Consider the following 16,318-nt stretch of genomic DNA (forward strand, 5'->3'; position numbering starts at 1 on the left):
GGAAATTACCCTTCCACTAGTTTTCGAATCCTATTTTTCATCATTTCCATCTCCTCAGGACGCCCCATGGACATGCGAATATAGTTGGTTAGTCGACCTTCGGTGTAATATTTGAAATTCCAGCCATTACTTGTTGCTTCCTGATACAACTGAGCTGCCCACGGTGCCGTGAAGGCAACGAAGCTCGCCTGACTTGGCAAAACCTGCACTTCTGGCAAACTTTCTAAGAAGGCCAGAAAGTCCTGTCGCAGTTCTTTGATATCTTTGATACAAGCAAGAACCTGCTCGGTATGGCCAAGAGCAACTGTTCCCATTCGAGCGGCTAAATTGGACAAGCTGTAAGGCGGAATGACCTTGTCAATCTCGTAAATCAAACGTTCATTAGCAAGGGCAAAGCCCAAGCGGACACCTGCCAAGCCGAAGGCCTTGGACAAGGTCCGCAGAACAATCAGATTGTCATAGTCATTGATTTTTTCAGCAAAGCTAGAACAAGCTGCAAACTCGATATAGGCTTCATCTATTACAACTAAGCCTGAAAAGTTGGTGATAATCTTTTCCAATTCCTGTGGGTCATGGGCCACAGAAGATGGATTATTGGGGTTAGACAGCATGATGACCTTTGCTCCAACTGTTTGGGCATGGGCTAGCACCTTCTCCGCAGACAAGCTGAGGCTGCCTTTTTCCCAATCCAAATCCACCCGCTCAAACTGACTGCCGTGCATGATGTTATAGGTCTGATACATGAAGAAGTCTGGGTTGACGGTCAAAAAGACATCGTCGCTCCTGAGGAAGGCTGTGATGATCATGTGAATGAGGAAGTCGGACCCAACGCCGACTGTAACCTGTTCTGGCTTGACCTTGACGTAGTTAGCATAGGCTGCTAGCAAATCAGCGTAGCGGTTGTCGCCATAAAAGGTCAACTCACTGGTTTCAATGCTTTTAAGGGTCTCTGCCGCCAAGAATGACCAGTCAATCAAACGGTTCTCATTGTCACCCAAGTTATAGGTGGCACGACCTGCAATCTTATAGGGCTCTGCCGTTTCAAATTCTTTTCTAAACATAGGTTACTCCTCTACAAGAAAAGACAGTTATTGACCTGTCTTTTCTGCTTTTATTTTTTCCAATAATGCTGCTTCTTCTGCTGAAAACTCATACCGCTCCAGCAAGTCTGGCCTGCGTTCCAGGGTCTTTCGCAAACTCTGCTCCAAACGCCATTTGCGGATATTTTCATGGTGGCCGCTCATGAGGACATCTGGCACGACCATGCCCCTATATTCGTAGGGACGGGTGTACTGCGGATATTCCAGCAAGCCAGATGAAAAGCTGTCGTCCGTATGGCTAGCTTCCTTGCCAATGACCTCTGGAATCAAGCGTACGGTAGCATCAATCATGGTCATGGCTGCCAATTCTCCACCTGTCAAGACGTAATCTCCAAGGGAGATTTCATCTGTCACCAAGGTCTTAATCCGCTCATCATAGCCCTCATAGTGACCACAGATAAAAATCAACTGATCTTCCCGAGCCAACTCCTCAGCGTAGCTTTGGTCAAAAGTCCGCCCAGCAGGATCTAACAAGATGACGCGGGGATTGGTCTGTTCAATCTGGTCCATGGTGTCAAAAATTGGCTGAGCTCGGAGCAACATACCCTGTCCGCCACCATATGGCTCATCATCAACATGGCGAGCCTTCTCAGCCTGTTCCCGAAAGTTGTGGTAGTTGACCTCCAGGAGCCCTTTTTCACGGGCCTTACCGACAATGGAGTGCTCCAGAGGGGCAAACATCTCTGGAAACAGGGTCAAAATATCAATTTTCATCGTCCAACCCCTCTAGCAACTCCACATCTACTCGATTATTTTCAATGTCAACATTCAGAACAACTGGGGGAATATAAGGTAAGAGCAAGTCTTTCTTACCTTTTCGCTTGACTACCCAGACATCGTTGGCACCAGGCTGCAAGATTTCCTTGACCTGTCCAATCAGGTTGTCATTTTCATAGACATCTAGCCCGATAATCTCATGGTAGTAAAATTCACCTTCGTCCAAGTCTGACAGGTTTTCTTCTGCGATTTTCAGGCTGAAGCCCTTGTACTTTTCAATGTCATTGATATGGTACATTCCCTTGAACTTGATAATATCAAAGTTCTTGGCCTTGCGATGATTGGCAATCTCCACCTCCATGACAAACTGGTCCTTATCATCAAAAAGTGCCAACTTTGCCCCTTTTTTGAAGCGTTCTTCTGTAAAGTCTGTCACAGACAGGACACGCATCTCCCCCTGCAAGCCTTGGGTATTGACAATCTTACCAACGTTAAAATAATTCATACAAACTTCCTTTTATAGTCAATGAAAATCAAAAGTAGCCTAGCTTCAACTATCTGGGAGATAGTTGAAGGTTGGAGATAAAGCGAACCTTGTTCGCATCATCAGGCCGACGATAGAACTGGAGTTCATCAAGGCAAGTTGACAACGGATAATTTTGATTTTCAAAGAGTATGGATTTCTATCTTTCCATTCTACCATGATAGAGCTGATTTCTCAAGTTGAAAAAAAGCCGTCTGAAGACGACTTTCTTTTACTTACTATTACTAAACTGGCTTTGGTAGAGGTTGTAGTAAAAACCTTTATCTGCCAGTAGGCTGTCGTGGTTGCCCTGCTCGATAATCTGTCCGTCTTTCAAGACGAGAATCTTATCGGCCTCCTGAATGGTTGAGAGGCGGTGGGCAATGACAAAGCTAGTCCGCCCTTGCATGAGACGTTTCATAGCCTTTTGAATCAAGAGTTCCAGACGGGTATCAACTGAGGAAGTCGCCTCGTCCAGAATCAAGATTGCTGGATCAGCCAAGAGGGCTCGTGCAATGGTCAAGAGCTGCTTCTGCCCTTGGGAAATATTGCTGGATTCCTGGTTCATCTCCATATTGTAGCCACCAGGCAGGGTACGGATAAAGTGGTCAACATTGGCTGCTTTTGCCGCCTCCACAATCTCCTCATCTGTCGCATCCAGACGGCCAAATCGCAGGTTTTCTTTGATGGTCCCTTCGTAGAGCCAAGCATCCTGCAAGACCATACCAAACTGGCGGCGATAAGACTGACGAGATAAGTTCCGAATATCCTTGCCGTCCACCTTGATAGAGCCTGCATTGACATCGTAGAACCGCATGAGTAAGTTAATCAAGGTAGTCTTTCCTGCACCAGTCGGTCCGACAATAGCCACCATTTCACCTGGCTGGACTTCCAAGTTGAAGTTGCGAATGAGGGGCTTGTCGGCCGCGTAGCCGAACTCAACATTTTCAAAGCTGACTTGTCCGGTCAGGGCTCGGTCTAGCTCGCTCGCATTGGCGGTGGACTCATCTAGCTCATCTAGGACAGAGAAGATGCGTTCCAGGGAGGATTTGGCAGACTGCAACTGGGGTGCCAGCTGGGTCAGGGTTTGGACGGGCTGGGTAATCTGCCAGACGTATTGAACAAAAGCCTGCATATTACCAATGGTCAACTGCCCCGCAAGGACCTTGAGGCCAGACAAGAGGGCGATGATCACGTAGGTCAGGTTGGAAAAGCCCTGGACGACTGGCATAAGCAAGCCTGATACAAAGCTAGCCTTGAAACCAACCTCCTGCAAGTCCTCGGTGATCTGGCGAAATTCCTGAGTAGACTGCTCCTCGCGTCCGTAAAGTTTGAGGACGTTGAAACCTGTCAAGTTTTCCTGCACAAAGCCGTTGAGGCGACCGAGGGCATCAGCCTGTTGCTTGAAATAGGGCTGGGACTTGCCGATGATAAACTTGGATGAGAAGTAGGTGACAGGCACCAAAATTAAGACCACCACCGCCAAGGAGGCGTTGAGATAGAAGACCATGCCCAAGGCCAAACTCAAGGTCAAAACGGCATTGACAATCTGCAAGAAACTCTGTTGCAGGGCATTGGACACCGTCTCCACATCACTGGTAAACCGCCCTAGCAGATCACCGTACTGGTGCTTGTCAAAATAGGCAACTGGAATCCGATTGATTTTAGCAGACAGGTCGTTGCGGAGCTGCTGAATAGCCGACTGCACACCCTTGGTCATGAAATAGTTGGAAAAATAGGCACCCAGTTCGTAAAACAGGGCACGGAGGGCGTAAATCGCAAGCATGGTAGCAATGTAGCTGGTATTGATGCCAGCACCGTCCACACCTTTTGCCAGGTCCAAGAGATTGGTCGTTAACTCGGTGATAATCAAGCCAAGTACAAAGGGCTCCAAGGCATTCATAACCGCACTGACAACCTTCATCAAAACCGCCAGATAAATGGAAGCCTGATAGTTTTTTAAGTAAAGCCAAATACGGCCAAATACATTCTGTTCTTTCATGACTTCCTCCTATTCTTCTGTTTCAGTCAGGGACTGGCGATTGAGCTGCGAATTAGCAATCTCACGGTAAATGTCATTGCTTTCCATGAGCTCGCTATGGGTACCACGACCGACAATCTCCCCCTCATTGAGCACGATAATCTGGTCGGCATCCATAATGGTCCCGACCCGCTGAGCCACAATCAGCACCGTCGCATTCTCTGTCACTTCCTTCAAGCGAGCCCGCAGAATCGCATCTGTCTTATAGTCCAGGGCCGAGAAGGAATCATCAAAGATATAGATATCCGGCTGCTTGACAATCGCACGGGCAATGGACAAACGCTGCTTCTGCCCGCCCGATAGGTTGCTACCGCCCTCTGCCAAGTGGGTGTCGAACTGCTCCTCCTTGCTCTCGATAAAGTCTTTGGCCTGGGCCACATCCGCCGCCTCATGCAACTCCGCCAAACTCGCGTCTAGCTTCCCGTACTTGAGGTTTTCCGCGATTGTTCCGGTAAATAGCAGAGCTTTCTGCGGAATAAAGCCTATCTTGCTGCGAAGTGCCTTTAGATTGTAACGTCTGACATCCACACCGTCCACCAAGATTCGACCCAACGTCACATCGTAGAAACGCGGAATCAGATTGACCAAGGAAGACTTACCTGAACCCGTTGATCCGATAAAGGCAATGGTTTCACCCGGCTTAGCCTTGAAGGAAATATTGTGCAAAACAGGCGACTCGGTTTCACCAGGATAGGCAAAGGTCACATTGTCAAACTCCAAGTAGCCACGCGTTTCTGTTTCGCTAATCCCGTCTTCATTTTTTGAAATAGAGATAGGCATATCCAAGACTTCCTGAATCCGCTGGCTCGAAACCGCCATACGAGGATACATGGTGAAGAGATTGGCAAAGAGCAAGAATGAAAAGAGGGCATGGAAACTATACTCGATAAAGGCCACCAAGTCCCCAATCTGCAAACTTCCCTCCGCCAAAGGAGGAAGGGCAAACCAGACAATGGCCACAATCATAGCAATGATAATCTGTACGAACAGCGGCTCGGTCAAACCTGTCAGGTTAAACAAACGTTTGGAAGTCTGGGTGTAGTCCTGATTGACCTCCTCAAACCGCTCCTCCTGAAAATCCTCACGAGCAAAGGCACGAATAACCCGCAAGCCCATAAGATTTTCACGCACATACTGGTTAATGGTATCCAAGCGTTTTTGCTGCTGTTCAGACAAGGGACGGGTCTTGATAGCTACATAGACAATAACCCAGACCAAGAAAGGCATCGCTACTGCCACCGTCCAAGCCAAACCAGGACTGGTCAACAGGGTCATGATGACAGAGGCGATCATCATCAAGGGCGTAATAATCCCCAACTTCAAAACCTGCTCTGCAAACTGCATTAGAACAAAGGCATCGTTGGTCATCCGCGTCACCAAAGATGAAACCCCAATCTGCTCATACTCGTGGTGCGAATAATCCTGAATCTTCTCATAGAGGTCATTCCGAATATCCTTGACAATGTTGGTGGTCAGCTGCCCCGCTGCATAGGCCAAAACAACCCGACCAAATATTCCCAAGACGACTATCAAAAGCATCATCAAGGCCCAGTAATAAAGCTCTTCTTGATTTTGTTGAGTGATTCCCTGATCAATCATACGAGCCAAGAAAGTCGGTAGTCCCAAGTTGACAACTACAAACAAAAGAGCTCCCAATAAATCTAAAACTAACCACTTGGGATACTTTTTCAAATAGGACCAAATTAACTGCATCATTTCTCCCTTCAAAAGAAGAGGGGGCTTATCTAGCCCCCAAGCAAAAGTAAAAACCACCCAAGGGTGGAATTACTTATTTCTCATCAATAACGAGACGAACTTTTTTATCACTTGTTGGAACAGAATAAACGATTGTTCTGATTGCCGAAATTGTGCGACCTTTCTTACCAATCACACGGCCAATATCAGACTGATCCAAGTCTAAATGATATTCCAAAAATTCAGGTGTGTCTTCAATTTTAATCGTCAGACTTTCAGGCTGTGAAATCAAGGGTTTCACAATTGAGATAATCAGATTTTCAATCATGTCCATAAGTGTTCTCGCTTACTATTCTTATTTAGAGAATTTTTGATCGTGGAATTTAGCCAATACGCCAGCTTTTGAAAGAAGGGCACGAACTGTGTCAGATGGTTGTGCACCTTTTGCCAACCACTCAAGAACACGCTCTTCTTTAAGAGTTACTGAGTTTTCAGCCAAAAGTGGGTTGTAAGTACCAACTGTTTCGATGAAACGACCATCGCGTGGTGCGCGTGAATCTGCAACGTTAATACGGTAGAAAGGTTTCTTTTTAGAACCCATACGAGTCAAACGGATTTTTACTGCCATTTTTTATTATCTCTTTTCTTTTAATTTTTATTGTTCGGTGAAATAGCTGAGCTATTTAGCACATGTTCTATTATAACACACATTTTGAGTCTGTCAAGAAAAAAACTTGACATCCTTTTATTTTTTTAACGACTCCATTCCTTGCCGATTTCTGCAAGACTTTTCCCAACTTCCTGACGCTCCAGTAAAAAATTGTAAAACCCATCTTGACTCAATATTCCACAAGGAAATGGCAGGCTTTCCTGACGATCTGCCCATTCCATATCAGATAGAAATTGTGGCGACTGATAATAAGCTAATAATTCTTGAAAAATGAGCTGACTAGTTTCTAGTTGATCCAGCAAGGATTCCACTTGTCGCATTAGAGCTTCTTGTTGCTGAAAGGCAGTCTCCATCTCTTGAATTCGTTTTTCTCTCATCTCACACCTCAATGCGTCTTTCCATCTTGCATAAGGATATCCTGGCCATCTCCAACCTGAACAAGTGCTTCTATGGCTGCTTCTAAGCCACGGACAATATCCGCCAGACTCATCGATGGAAGACCTGGCTTATCAACTACCTGTTGCGGCAAGAAAGGAATATGAAGAAAGCCCGCCTTACTATTTGGAAACCGATTCTCAGCCAGATAAAGGGCCTGATACATGAGATGATTGCAGACAAAAGTCCCTGCCGAATTTGACACCGAAGCAGGTAGTCCAACCTGACGAATAGCCTGAACCATTGCTTTTATGGGTAAGGTTGAAAAATAGGCTGCTGGACCATCTGGACGAATACTTGCATCAATCGGAGCCTGCCCCTGATTATCTGGAATTCGTGCATCGTCTAAATTGATAGCAACGCGCTCCGGAGTCAGATCAGACCGCCCTCCTGCTTGGCCGATACACAAGACGACATCCGGTTGGCTACTTCCCCACTTCTCTTCCAATTGTTGGGCAGACAAGTGAAAAACAGTCGAAACAAACAGGGTTTCTATGTCTGCACCCGAGATATTTTTCGGTAATAAACGGACAGCTTCTTGTGCTGGATTGATGGACTCTCCGCCAAAAGGATCAAAGGCTGTTACAAGTATTTTCATTTTTCTTTCTCCAAGATGATTTCTCCAAAGTGAAATTTTTGATTAGGGCGTACATGACGAATGAACCCAAAGTCCTCAAAAGCTCTATCTCTGAAATGCGCCTTTAAAATAATCTTCTCACGCGCCACTCGCTTGGCTTCATTAACTAATTGGTGAGAAAGTGGACTCGGATTCGCTAGTTTCTCCAATCCAGACAAATTGTGCGATTCCTTGATTTCCTCCGAGAACATGGGGTCAAAATAGATGATATCAACACTCTTTGCTGCTGCGTTTTGTAGAAAACTCAGACTATCTGTACAGATGGTCTCAATCGATCGCATGGCTTGATCAACTGCAGCATGACCTGTTTGGTAGTTTTTTAAACCCTCCTGCACCAAAAAATGAGTCCAAAAAGAGCTTTCTAATCCAACAACTTGATGTCCAGCGCTGGCAAGAACCAAACTATCTGTTCCCAATCCTAAGGTTGCATCCAAAACCTTCTTCGGCTGACTTCCGACCATTTCCAAAAATGGATCACGCTCAGCTTTCATCCGCAACATGGCAGTATCTGGGTGGAAAAAGAGTTTTCCCCCTTCTTTTTGCTCAAAAACCAATCGATCCTTATAAACCACCAAAACCGCATCAGCCTGCTTGAGTAAGACCTTCACGGCTTGCTTCCGCCGCTCACAGTAAACAATCCCTAAATCTTCAGCTAGCCGTTTGGCCTTCTGAACCAAGTGCCCATCCATTCCCAAACTTGTTGTTACGATTACTTTCATATTAAATATTATAACAGAAAAAGCGTGACTTCTTACGAAGTCACACTTAAATCTCTTTGTGAATTAAGACTTAGGATTGTAGAAATTGGCGAATGGCTTCCTGATCAGCTTCACTAACCGGACGCCATCCTTTTGCCAAGGCTTCCTTGATATAGATTCGATTGTAGAGATAGCCCCACAAAATCCCAAAGCCAGTATTGATAAAAGGAATATCAAAGCGACGATCAATTAACAAGGCAAAAAAGAATGCTACCAAAATAATCGCAAACCATTTTAAATCACCTCGAATCAGCGGTACAAAAAACTTGAAGAAAAAGGTTGTCCATGAAAAACCAGCCTTCACTTCCTTTACATTCCCAAACTCATCCACTAAATGAACCTTCATTTTTTATCTCCTAAATTGCTCGCGTCGAAAAACTACGACTTTCTAGTACAGCCAACATGGCCGCTGCTGTATCTAAGGCTGTAAAAAGCGGAATCCCTGCTTCGATAGCAGATGCACGAATAACCTCTCCATCCTCGTCTGCCACACGCTTTTTGCCTACTGTATTGACAATGGCTTGCACCTTGCCTTTACGGACCAGCTGAGGAATCGACTCTCTTTGGTCTCCACTGATTTTCCCAACAGGCAGACAGTCTAAGCCCTTAGCTTGGAAGGCAGTTGCCGTACCGCTTGTAGCCGCAATAATAAAGCCAATTTCACGGTATCTTTCCGCTAGACGGAAGGCCTCCTCCTTGTCCTCATCCGCAACTGTAAAGACGATAGTGCCAAAATCTTCCAAATGCAGGTAACTTGCTTCAAAGGCCTTATAGAGAGCCTTCTCCAAGGTCATATCTGACCCCATTACCTCACCGGTTGACTTCATCTCTGGTCCTAACAAACTGTCAACTTTAGCCAATTTTGTAAATGAAAATACTGGTGCTTTAACGTGCACTTGGTTGCTCTCAGGATAAAGACCGTCTTGGTAACCCAGTTCCGAAAGGCTTTGTCCCAAAATCAATTTGGTTGCAACCTGAGCCATTGGAATGTCTGTGACTTTGGATAAGAATGGCACCGTACGACTAGCACGAGGATTAACTTCGATCACATAAACCGTCTCATCTTTGATAACAAACTGGATATTCATCATACCGATACAGTTGAGACCGATTGCCAAGCGTTTGGTGTAGTCTGCAATGGTCGCCTGCACCTCTTTAGATAAGGTTTGTGGCGGATAAACTGCCATCGAGTCACCTGAGTGAACCCCAGCTCGCTCGATATGCTCCATAATACCCGGAATCAAGACATCCTTACCATCTGAAATAGCATCCACTTCACACTCACGACCGACGATGTAAGAATCCACCAAAACTGGGTGCTCTGGCGAAGCCTTGACCGCCGTTCTCATATAAGAACGTAGGTCCTCTTCATTTTCGACAATTTCCATAGCACGACCGCCCAAAACATAAGAGGGACGAACAAGTACCGGGAAACCAATTTTGCGGGCCGCTTCTAGTGCTTCCTCTTCGTTGGTTGCGGTTTGGCCTGGTGGCTGTGGAATCCCAAGGTCTTTCAGGGCTTTTTCAAATAAATCCCTGTCTTCAGCTCTATCCAAATCCGCTACTTGCGTACCCAATATTGGAATACCTGCTTTGGCCAATGGCTCTGCCAAATTGATGGCTGTCTGGCCACCGAACTGAACGATAACCCCTTTGGGTTTCTCAAGGTCAATCACATTCAAAACATCTTCCAAGGTCAATGGCTCGAAGTAAAGCTTGTCCGAAACCGAAAAGTCAGTTGACACTGTTTCAGGGTTTGAGTTCATTATGATAGCTTCGTAGCCAGCTGCCTGAATGGCCTTGACAGAATGCACTGTCGCATAGTCAAACTCCACCCCCTGTCCGATACGGATTGGACCAGAACCCAGCACCAAAACAGATTCTTTTTCCGAGCGGATGGACTCATTTTCCCACTCATAAGTTGAATAGAAATAAGGTGTAGCACTTTCAAATTCGGCTGCACAAGTGTCCACCATCTTGTAAACAGGGACAATTTTGTGCTCTGTCCGCAGTTGACGAATGTAGGATTCTGTCCGTCCCCAGAGTTCCGCAATCTTGCGGTCTGCAAAACCGTATTTCTTGGCTTTTTTCAATAAGTCGATATTATCGTGATTGATTGCCAATTCCTGTTCAATTTCTAAGATATGGAGCAGTTTATCAAGGAAGAAAAGTTCAATCTTCGTCAACTGAGCCAGTTCTTCTACTGTATAGCCACGTCGAAGGGCTTCTGAAAGATAGAATAAACGATCATCCTGTGCCTTAACAATCTTTTCAACCAATTGGTCATCTGTCACTTGGCTGAGTTCAGACATTTCATTGTGGTAGACACCGATTTCCAAAGAACGGCAGGCCTTGAGCAGACTTTCTTCGATATTACGACCAATAGCCATGACCTCACCAGTTGCCTTCATCTGCGTTCCAAGGCGGCGCTCCCCTTTTTCAAACTTATCAAATGGGAAACGTGGAATTTTTGCCACAACGTAGTCAAGAGCAGGCTCAAACATGGCATAGGTTGTCCCTGTGACAGGGTTCACCATTTCATCCAAGGTCAAGCCAACCGCAATTTTTGCCGCCAATTTGGCAATAGGATAACCTGTCGCTTTGGATGCCAAGGCAGACGAACGGGACACACGTGGGTTTACTTCAATGACATAGTATTTGAAACTATGTGGATCCAGTGCCAACTGCACATTGCACCCGCCTTCGATTTTCAAGGCACGGATGATGCTGAGACTGGCATCACGCAGCATCTGGTTTTCAATATCAGAGAGCGTCTGCGTTGGGGCAAATACGATAGAATCTCCTGTATGAATTCCCACAGGGTCAAAGTTTTCCATGTTACATACGACCAAGGCATTGTCAGCCGCATCCCGCATCACTTCGTATTCAATTTCTTTGAAACCGGCAATGGAACGTTCAATCAAACACTGGGTCACCGGTGACAATTTCAGACCATTTTCTGCAATTTCACGCAATTCTTCTTCATTGGCACACATACCACCACCAGTACCACCCAGCGTGAAGGCTGGTCGAACAATGACAGGATAGCCAATTTCAGCAGCAAATTCCAAAGCCTCTTCAACTGTCGTCACAATCTTTGACTCAGGAATAGGCTGATTGAGGTCTTCCATGAGTTGTTTGAAGAGGTCGCGATCCTCTGCCTGATCGATTGCAGATAGTTTAGTTCCCAACAGCTCAACCCCAAGCTCATCTAAAATTCCAGCCTTAGACAATTCCATGGCCATATTGAGACCAGTCTGACCACCAAGTGTTGGCAAGAGAGCGTCTGGACGCTCCTTCCGTAAAATCCGTGTGACAAATTCAAGCGTAATCGGCTCAATATAAACCTTGTCTGCAATTTCCTTGTCTGTCATGATGGTCGCAGGGTTTGAATTGACCAAGACAACACTATAGCCTTCTTCCTTCAAAGCCAAACAAGCCTGAGTCCCAGCATAATCAAACTCCGCAGCCTGACCGATAATAATCGGACCAGACCCAATCACCATAATTTTCTTAATATCCGTACGTTTTGGCATAATTTTAAGATATTAAGGGCGTTAAGCGGACACAGTCAAAATAGGAGTTTGACCAAGAACGCTTGCGTTCGAGGAAAAACTATCTTTTTGACCCAGTCCGTAGCCCGGATTCAATTACAAAATCCGAGCAACAGAACACCCCTTCTCCTTTCTATTTTCTATCTCTCCGGATAGAATTAAATAATAGTCCGACGCAGTAAGGTTTAGCTCGATATTAGATAAACCTTACTGCTAGTGTCAGAGTTAGCAAAGGTCACTAGAACTTTGGCTAGAAGGACAAAATACTCTAACAGATTAGCCGATTTTGTCTTCCCATCCCTCACTCTAATCCTTCCAATTTTAGCAGAATCATCTCTGCGATTGAAAGGCATCAATCAAGTCCATAAATTCATCGAAAAGATAACTTGCGTCGTGTGGACCAGGCGCTGCATCTGGGTGGAATTGGACCGAGAAGGCAGGATGATGGCGGTGACGTACTCCTTCAACGGATTTGTCATTGATTTCCTCATGGGTTATCATAAGGCATTCCGGCAAGTCTTCTCTCGATACTGCAAATCCATGGTTTTGACTGGTAAAATCTACTCGACCAGTTGCAATTTCTCTGACAGCATGGTTAAAACCACGGTGACCAAATTTCATCTTGTAGGTCTTGGCGCCATTGGCCTTGGCAAACAACTGATGTCCCATACAAATTCCAAAGATTGGAATCTGACCTTGTACAGTCCGAATCATTTCCAAAACATCTGCGACATCATCTGGATCTCCTGGGCCATTGGACAGCATCACTCCATCTGGCGCTAGGTCTAGGATTTCTTGGGCACTGGTGTCGTAAGGGACAACTGTTACATTACAGTTGCGCTTTGCCAACTCGCGCAAAATTGAATGCTTCAATCCAAAATCCACCAAGACAATATTCTTACCCGTTCCTGGAGCTGGATAGGCTGTTTTCGTAGAAACCTGTGCAATGTTATTGGTCGGCAAGACTGTCGCACGTAGCTGATCTGATAAGTGTTCGACAGAATCCCCAACATCCGCCATCGTCGCTTTCATGGTCCCATGTTTTCGAATAATCTTTGTCAGAGCCCGCGTATCAATTCCTGAAATACCAGGGATTTTTTTGGCTTTTAAAAATTCATCCAAAGTGAGCTGATTGCGCCAGTTGCTTGCCCGTCTTGCCCACTCGCTCACGACTACACCCTTACAAGTCGGACGAATTGATTCATAATCATCACGGTTTATCCCATAATTTCCAACCAAGGGATAGGTAAAGGTCAAAATTTGCCCATTATAGGACTGATCTGTAATAGATTCTTGGTAACCCGTCATCCCAGTGTTAAAGACAATTTCACCAGTCACGCTAATGTTAGCTCCGAAGGCTTGCCCTTCAAAGATTGTCCCATCTTCCAAAATTAAAAGTCTTTTTCCCATTGTTTCCTCTTTCGTGGACCCTCTCTGGAGTCTCTTAACGTTTCAATCCTATGCCCGATCGGCTAGAACTGCTTCTAAAATGGCCATTCGGACATACACCCCGTTTTCCATCTGAGCTGTAATCCGAGATTTTTCAGCTTCCACAAGCTGGTCTGCAATCTCAACCCCACGGTTGACAGGAGCAGGATGCATAATGATAGCCTCTGGTTTCAGTAGCTTATAGCGGTTTTCTGTCAATCCAAAGGTCTGATGATAGGCTTCTTTTGAAAAACTTGTTGCTCCATCATGGCGTTCATGTTGGACACGCAAGAGCATGAGAACATCCAGCTCCTCAATCACCTGGTCTAAGTCCACAAACCTCCCATACACATCAAATGCAGGATCATACCATTCCTTTGGCCCCGAGAAGAATAGCTGAGCGCCTAGGCGGTGTAGGATATCCATGTTGGAACGAGCTACTCTCGAATGACGTAAGTCGCCAGCAATCAAAACCTTCAAACCTGTAAAGGAGCCAAATTCTTCATAGATTGTCATCAAATCCAGCAAGGATTGACTGGGATGCTGGCCAGAACCATCTCCACCATTTACAATCGCAGGTTTAATGGTCGGACTATCGATCAACTCTCGATAATAATCAACTGCTGGATGGCGAATAACACAAACATCCACGCCCAGAGCTGACATAGTTAAAATTGTGTCATATAAAGTCTCACCCTTATTTACCGAACTTGTGCTGGCGTTAAAATCAATCCGTTCCATTCCTAGCTTAATTTCTGCCATTTCAAACGACTTGTGCGTGCGCGTGGAGTCTTCGAAAAAGAGATTGGCTGCTACAAGATGTGAAACAGCATTTGGCTGAGCCTGCCCACTCTTAAAAGCTAGGCCTCTCTGAATAAGTCCCATCACCTCTTCAGTTGTCAACACTTCCATTGACACCACATGTGGCAATTTCACCTGTCCATTGTCAACCGTCATCAGGAATCCCCAAACTTTCTAGCCAAGACTAGGCGTTTTCAACTAGCAAGACCGCATCTTGCTCATCAATTTCAGCCATTTGTACAATAATTTCCTCCGAACGGCTGGTTGGAATATTTTTCCCAACATAATCTGCGCGAATAGGTAATTCACGGTGACCACGGTCAACGAGTACAGCCAAGCTGACACGGGCAGGACGACCAAGAGAAACCACGTTGTCAATCGCAGCACGGATTGTGCGGCCAGTATATAGCACGTCATCAACCAAGATAATATCTCGGTCATTAACATCCGTTGTAATAAGCGTTGTATCTTCCTCCACCTTCACATCATCTCGGAATGGTTTGGTATCCAGTTCAGCCAGGGGAACATCGATTCCTTCCAACTGCTTCAATCGTTCTTGAATCCGACGAGCAATGTAGACACCTCTGGTTTTGATCCCAGCTAGTACGATAGTGTCCAAATTCTTGTTGCGCTCGATGATCTCGTAGGTTATTCGGGTAATTGCCCGTTTCATGGTCATGTCATCGACAATCACTTTTGTTTTCATTCCTTACTCCTTTTCATGAAAAAAAGTCTCCTTTTCGGAGACTTCAGAAAATACAGGTAGAACTAGCCACCTTCTTTACTTGATTCTCCTTGACTGCCTCACGGGACAGATATTAAAGGATTGATTAAGCAAAGTATAGCATAAATTGTGCCAGAAGACAAGATTTTCCATTTTTTCTGAAAATCGTTCGTCTTTAGGCAATTGGCTGGTTAGCCCCTACTCGTTTGGCGCGCCAGCTTTTGACAAAAAACAAGAAAAATCCTACTAGAAGATAAGCAACAAAGATTGTACCTGCATAGGTCAAAACATAAGTCCAACCATACTTTGGCACGTTTAGGAAGAAATAAGCAAAGGGACTGTCCTTGGCATCTGGGATGGGAATCTTGATAAAAAAGCCATTGATCAAACCAAAAACCATATAAAACAAGGGCAGAGCGGTCCACCAAATCGGATCAAACCACTTGTACTGCCGCTGACGGTCCACCAGCAATGTGTCCAACAAGAAATAGAGAGGAACGATGTAATGGCAGAGCAAATTTTCCAGTCGCCAAAAATCATCTGCCAAAGGTGCCAACATAAAATGATAGACCACACAGGTAATCAAAATGGACATAGTCACCGCTGCCTTAATCCGTAGAAACTTGCTAGTCTGCAAGTCCGATCCCTTGGTCATGGCATAAACCATATAGACCGCAAACACAGAAACCAGCAAGTTGGATTGCACCGTGTAGTACATGAGCATGCCAATACCATATTTAATGATTTCTAGAGCAGTTCCCGTAATCGCTAAAACAGCCAGTAAACACCTGCTATAAAATAAAAAACTTTGATTCTTCATACTATCCTTTCAAAAACGACAAAAGACTGGATTGACCAGTCCTTTTTATTAGATTTTCTTAACGAATTCTGACTTCAACTTCATGGCACCAAAACCATCGATTTTACAGTCGATATTGTGATCACCTTCGACGATACGAATACCTTTAACACGCGTACCTTGCTTAAGATCCTTTGGTGCGCCCTTGACTTTCAAGTCCTTAATCAGAGTTACCGTGTCACCATCCGCCAAACGATTACCATTGGCATCAATTGCAACAGGTCCACTTTCTTCCTCAGCTACATCTGCCGGGTTCCACTCATAAGCACACTCAGGGCAAACCAAGAGGGCACCGTCTTCATAAACATATTCAGAATTACACTTTGGGCAATTTGGCAAAGTTTCCATTTTCACAATCTCCTTCTATTTTTCTTTA

Annotated in this window: 17 protein-coding genes; all 17 read right to left on the reverse strand. The window is 45.3% G+C overall.

All coding sequences use genetic code 11. The annotated features are described in order from the left end of the window. Window positions 1-5: 5 nt before the first annotated feature. Window positions 6-1,061 carry a pyridoxal phosphate-dependent aminotransferase gene (locus JNG37_RS00100; RefSeq protein WP_158454804.1) on the reverse strand — a complete coding sequence of 352 codons (1,056 nt, stop codon included), beginning with the start codon at window positions 1,059-1,061 and terminating at the stop codon, window positions 6-8. Between the two features lie 27 nt (window positions 1,062-1,088). Continuing rightward, entirely contained in the window at window positions 1,089-1,814 is a 726-nt protein-coding gene (gene trmD, locus JNG37_RS00105) for a tRNA (guanosine(37)-N1)-methyltransferase TrmD (protein ID WP_158454802.1), read from the reverse strand. Next, window positions 1,804-2,322, reverse strand: coding sequence for a ribosome maturation factor RimM (gene rimM, locus JNG37_RS00110; protein ID WP_158454800.1), 519 nt, complete (start codon window positions 2,320-2,322; stop codon window positions 1,804-1,806). The genes trmD and rimM overlap by 11 nt, the downstream gene beginning before the upstream one ends. 250 nt (window positions 2,323-2,572) lie before the next feature. After that, window positions 2,573-4,342, reverse strand: a complete 1,770-nt coding sequence (locus tag JNG37_RS00115; RefSeq protein WP_158454798.1) for an ABC transporter ATP-binding protein — start codon at window positions 4,340-4,342, stop codon at window positions 2,573-2,575. Window positions 4,343-4,351: 9 nt separating this feature from the next. Further along, the gene (locus JNG37_RS00120; protein ID WP_158455334.1) at window positions 4,352-6,094 is read right to left on the reverse strand and encodes an ABC transporter ATP-binding protein; all 1,743 of its coding nucleotides are present in this window, start codon (window positions 6,092-6,094) and stop codon (window positions 4,352-4,354) included. A gap of 76 nt (window positions 6,095-6,170) precedes the next feature. Beyond that, on the reverse strand, window positions 6,171-6,410 hold the full coding sequence (locus JNG37_RS00125; protein ID WP_158454796.1) for a KH domain-containing protein: 240 nt from the start codon (window positions 6,408-6,410) through the stop codon (window positions 6,171-6,173). A 21-nt stretch (window positions 6,411-6,431) separates the two neighbouring features. Continuing rightward, the gene (gene rpsP, locus JNG37_RS00130) at window positions 6,432-6,704 is read right to left on the reverse strand and encodes a 30S ribosomal protein S16 (protein WP_158454794.1); all 273 of its coding nucleotides are present in this window, start codon (window positions 6,702-6,704) and stop codon (window positions 6,432-6,434) included. Window positions 6,705-6,829: 125 nt separating this feature from the next. Next, window positions 6,830-7,123, reverse strand: coding sequence for a DUF4298 domain-containing protein (locus JNG37_RS00135; protein ID WP_158454792.1), 294 nt, complete (start codon window positions 7,121-7,123; stop codon window positions 6,830-6,832). Between the two features lie 8 nt (window positions 7,124-7,131). Then, window positions 7,132-7,779: a pyroglutamyl-peptidase I gene (pcp, locus tag JNG37_RS00140; RefSeq protein WP_158454790.1), complete on the reverse strand. Its 648-nt coding sequence runs from the start codon at window positions 7,777-7,779 to the stop codon at window positions 7,132-7,134. Next, window positions 7,776-8,537, reverse strand: coding sequence for a class I SAM-dependent methyltransferase (locus JNG37_RS00145; RefSeq protein WP_158454788.1), 762 nt, complete (start codon window positions 8,535-8,537; stop codon window positions 7,776-7,778). The genes pcp and JNG37_RS00145 overlap by 4 nt, the downstream gene beginning before the upstream one ends. 70 nt (window positions 8,538-8,607) lie before the next feature. Beyond that, on the reverse strand, window positions 8,608-8,922 hold the full coding sequence (locus tag JNG37_RS00150) for a DUF2628 domain-containing protein (protein ID WP_158454786.1): 315 nt from the start codon (window positions 8,920-8,922) through the stop codon (window positions 8,608-8,610). 10 nt (window positions 8,923-8,932) lie between these two features. Next, complete coding sequence (gene carB, locus JNG37_RS00155) at window positions 8,933-12,112, reverse strand: carbamoyl-phosphate synthase large subunit (protein WP_158454784.1); 3,180 nt, start codon at window positions 12,110-12,112, stop codon at window positions 8,933-8,935. A 348-nt stretch (window positions 12,113-12,460) separates the two neighbouring features. Further along, window positions 12,461-13,540, reverse strand: a complete 1,080-nt coding sequence (locus JNG37_RS00160; protein ID WP_158454782.1) for a carbamoyl phosphate synthase small subunit — start codon at window positions 13,538-13,540, stop codon at window positions 12,461-12,463. A 48-nt stretch (window positions 13,541-13,588) separates the two neighbouring features. Continuing rightward, window positions 13,589-14,515, reverse strand: coding sequence for an aspartate carbamoyltransferase catalytic subunit (locus JNG37_RS00165; protein WP_158454780.1), 927 nt, complete (start codon window positions 14,513-14,515; stop codon window positions 13,589-13,591). 28 nt (window positions 14,516-14,543) lie between these two features. Further along, window positions 14,544-15,065: a bifunctional pyr operon transcriptional regulator/uracil phosphoribosyltransferase PyrR gene (gene pyrR, locus JNG37_RS00170; RefSeq protein ID WP_158454778.1), complete on the reverse strand. Its 522-nt coding sequence runs from the start codon at window positions 15,063-15,065 to the stop codon at window positions 14,544-14,546. 193 nt (window positions 15,066-15,258) lie between these two features. After that, the gene (locus tag JNG37_RS00175; protein WP_158454776.1) at window positions 15,259-15,903 is read right to left on the reverse strand and encodes a Pr6Pr family membrane protein; all 645 of its coding nucleotides are present in this window, start codon (window positions 15,901-15,903) and stop codon (window positions 15,259-15,261) included. Window positions 15,904-15,951: 48 nt separating this feature from the next. Beyond that, complete coding sequence (locus tag JNG37_RS00180) at window positions 15,952-16,290, reverse strand: zinc ribbon domain-containing protein YjdM (protein ID WP_012775074.1); 339 nt, start codon at window positions 16,288-16,290, stop codon at window positions 15,952-15,954. Window positions 16,291-16,318 lie beyond the last annotated feature (28 nt).

This window comes from Streptococcus suis (genome assembly GCF_016775005.1).
Classification (GTDB): domain Bacteria; phylum Bacillota; class Bacilli; order Lactobacillales; family Streptococcaceae; genus Streptococcus; species Streptococcus suivaginalis.

What these genes read in the sequence shown, in the direction of transcription:
- rimM (WP_158454800.1), bottom strand. Translation starts at nt 2,322, where the DNA reads ATGAATTATTTTAACGTTGGTAAGATTGTCAATACCCAAGGCTTGCAG.
- carB (WP_158454784.1), bottom strand. Translation starts at nt 12,112, where the DNA reads ATGCCAAAACGTACGGATATTAAGAAAATTATGGTGATTGGGTCTGGT.
- pyrR (WP_158454778.1), bottom strand. Translation starts at nt 15,065, where the DNA reads ATGAAAACAAAAGTGATTGTCGATGACATGACCATGAAACGGGCAATT.
- JNG37_RS00160 (WP_158454782.1), bottom strand. Translation starts at nt 13,540, where the DNA reads ATGGGAAAAAGACTTTTAATTTTGGAAGATGGGACAATCTTTGAAGGG.
- JNG37_RS00150 (WP_158454786.1), bottom strand. Translation starts at nt 8,922, where the DNA reads ATGAAGGTTCATTTAGTGGATGAGTTTGGGAATGTAAAGGAAGTGAAG.
- JNG37_RS00165 (WP_158454780.1), bottom strand. Translation starts at nt 14,515, where the DNA reads ATGACGGTTGACAATGGACAGGTGAAATTGCCACATGTGGTGTCAATG.
- rpsP (WP_158454794.1), bottom strand. Translation starts at nt 6,704, where the DNA reads ATGGCAGTAAAAATCCGTTTGACTCGTATGGGTTCTAAAAAGAAACCT.
- trmD (WP_158454802.1), bottom strand. Translation starts at nt 1,814, where the DNA reads ATGAAAATTGATATTTTGACCCTGTTTCCAGAGATGTTTGCCCCTCTG.
- JNG37_RS00175 (WP_158454776.1), bottom strand. Translation starts at nt 15,903, where the DNA reads ATGAAGAATCAAAGTTTTTTATTTTATAGCAGGTGTTTACTGGCTGTT.
- JNG37_RS00125 (WP_158454796.1), bottom strand. Translation starts at nt 6,410, where the DNA reads ATGGACATGATTGAAAATCTGATTATCTCAATTGTGAAACCCTTGATT.
- pcp (WP_158454790.1), bottom strand. Translation starts at nt 7,779, where the DNA reads ATGAAAATACTTGTAACAGCCTTTGATCCTTTTGGCGGAGAGTCCATC.
- JNG37_RS00120 (WP_158455334.1), bottom strand. Translation starts at nt 6,094, where the DNA reads ATGCAGTTAATTTGGTCCTATTTGAAAAAGTATCCCAAGTGGTTAGTT.
- JNG37_RS00100 (WP_158454804.1), bottom strand. Translation starts at nt 1,061, where the DNA reads ATGTTTAGAAAAGAATTTGAAACGGCAGAGCCCTATAAGATTGCAGGT.
- JNG37_RS00115 (WP_158454798.1), bottom strand. Translation starts at nt 4,342, where the DNA reads ATGAAAGAACAGAATGTATTTGGCCGTATTTGGCTTTACTTAAAAAAC.
- JNG37_RS00135 (WP_158454792.1), bottom strand. Translation starts at nt 7,123, where the DNA reads ATGAGAGAAAAACGAATTCAAGAGATGGAGACTGCCTTTCAGCAACAA.
- JNG37_RS00180 (WP_012775074.1), bottom strand. Translation starts at nt 16,290, where the DNA reads ATGGAAACTTTGCCAAATTGCCCAAAGTGTAATTCTGAATATGTTTAT.
- JNG37_RS00145 (WP_158454788.1), bottom strand. Translation starts at nt 8,537, where the DNA reads ATGAAAGTAATCGTAACAACAAGTTTGGGAATGGATGGGCACTTGGTT.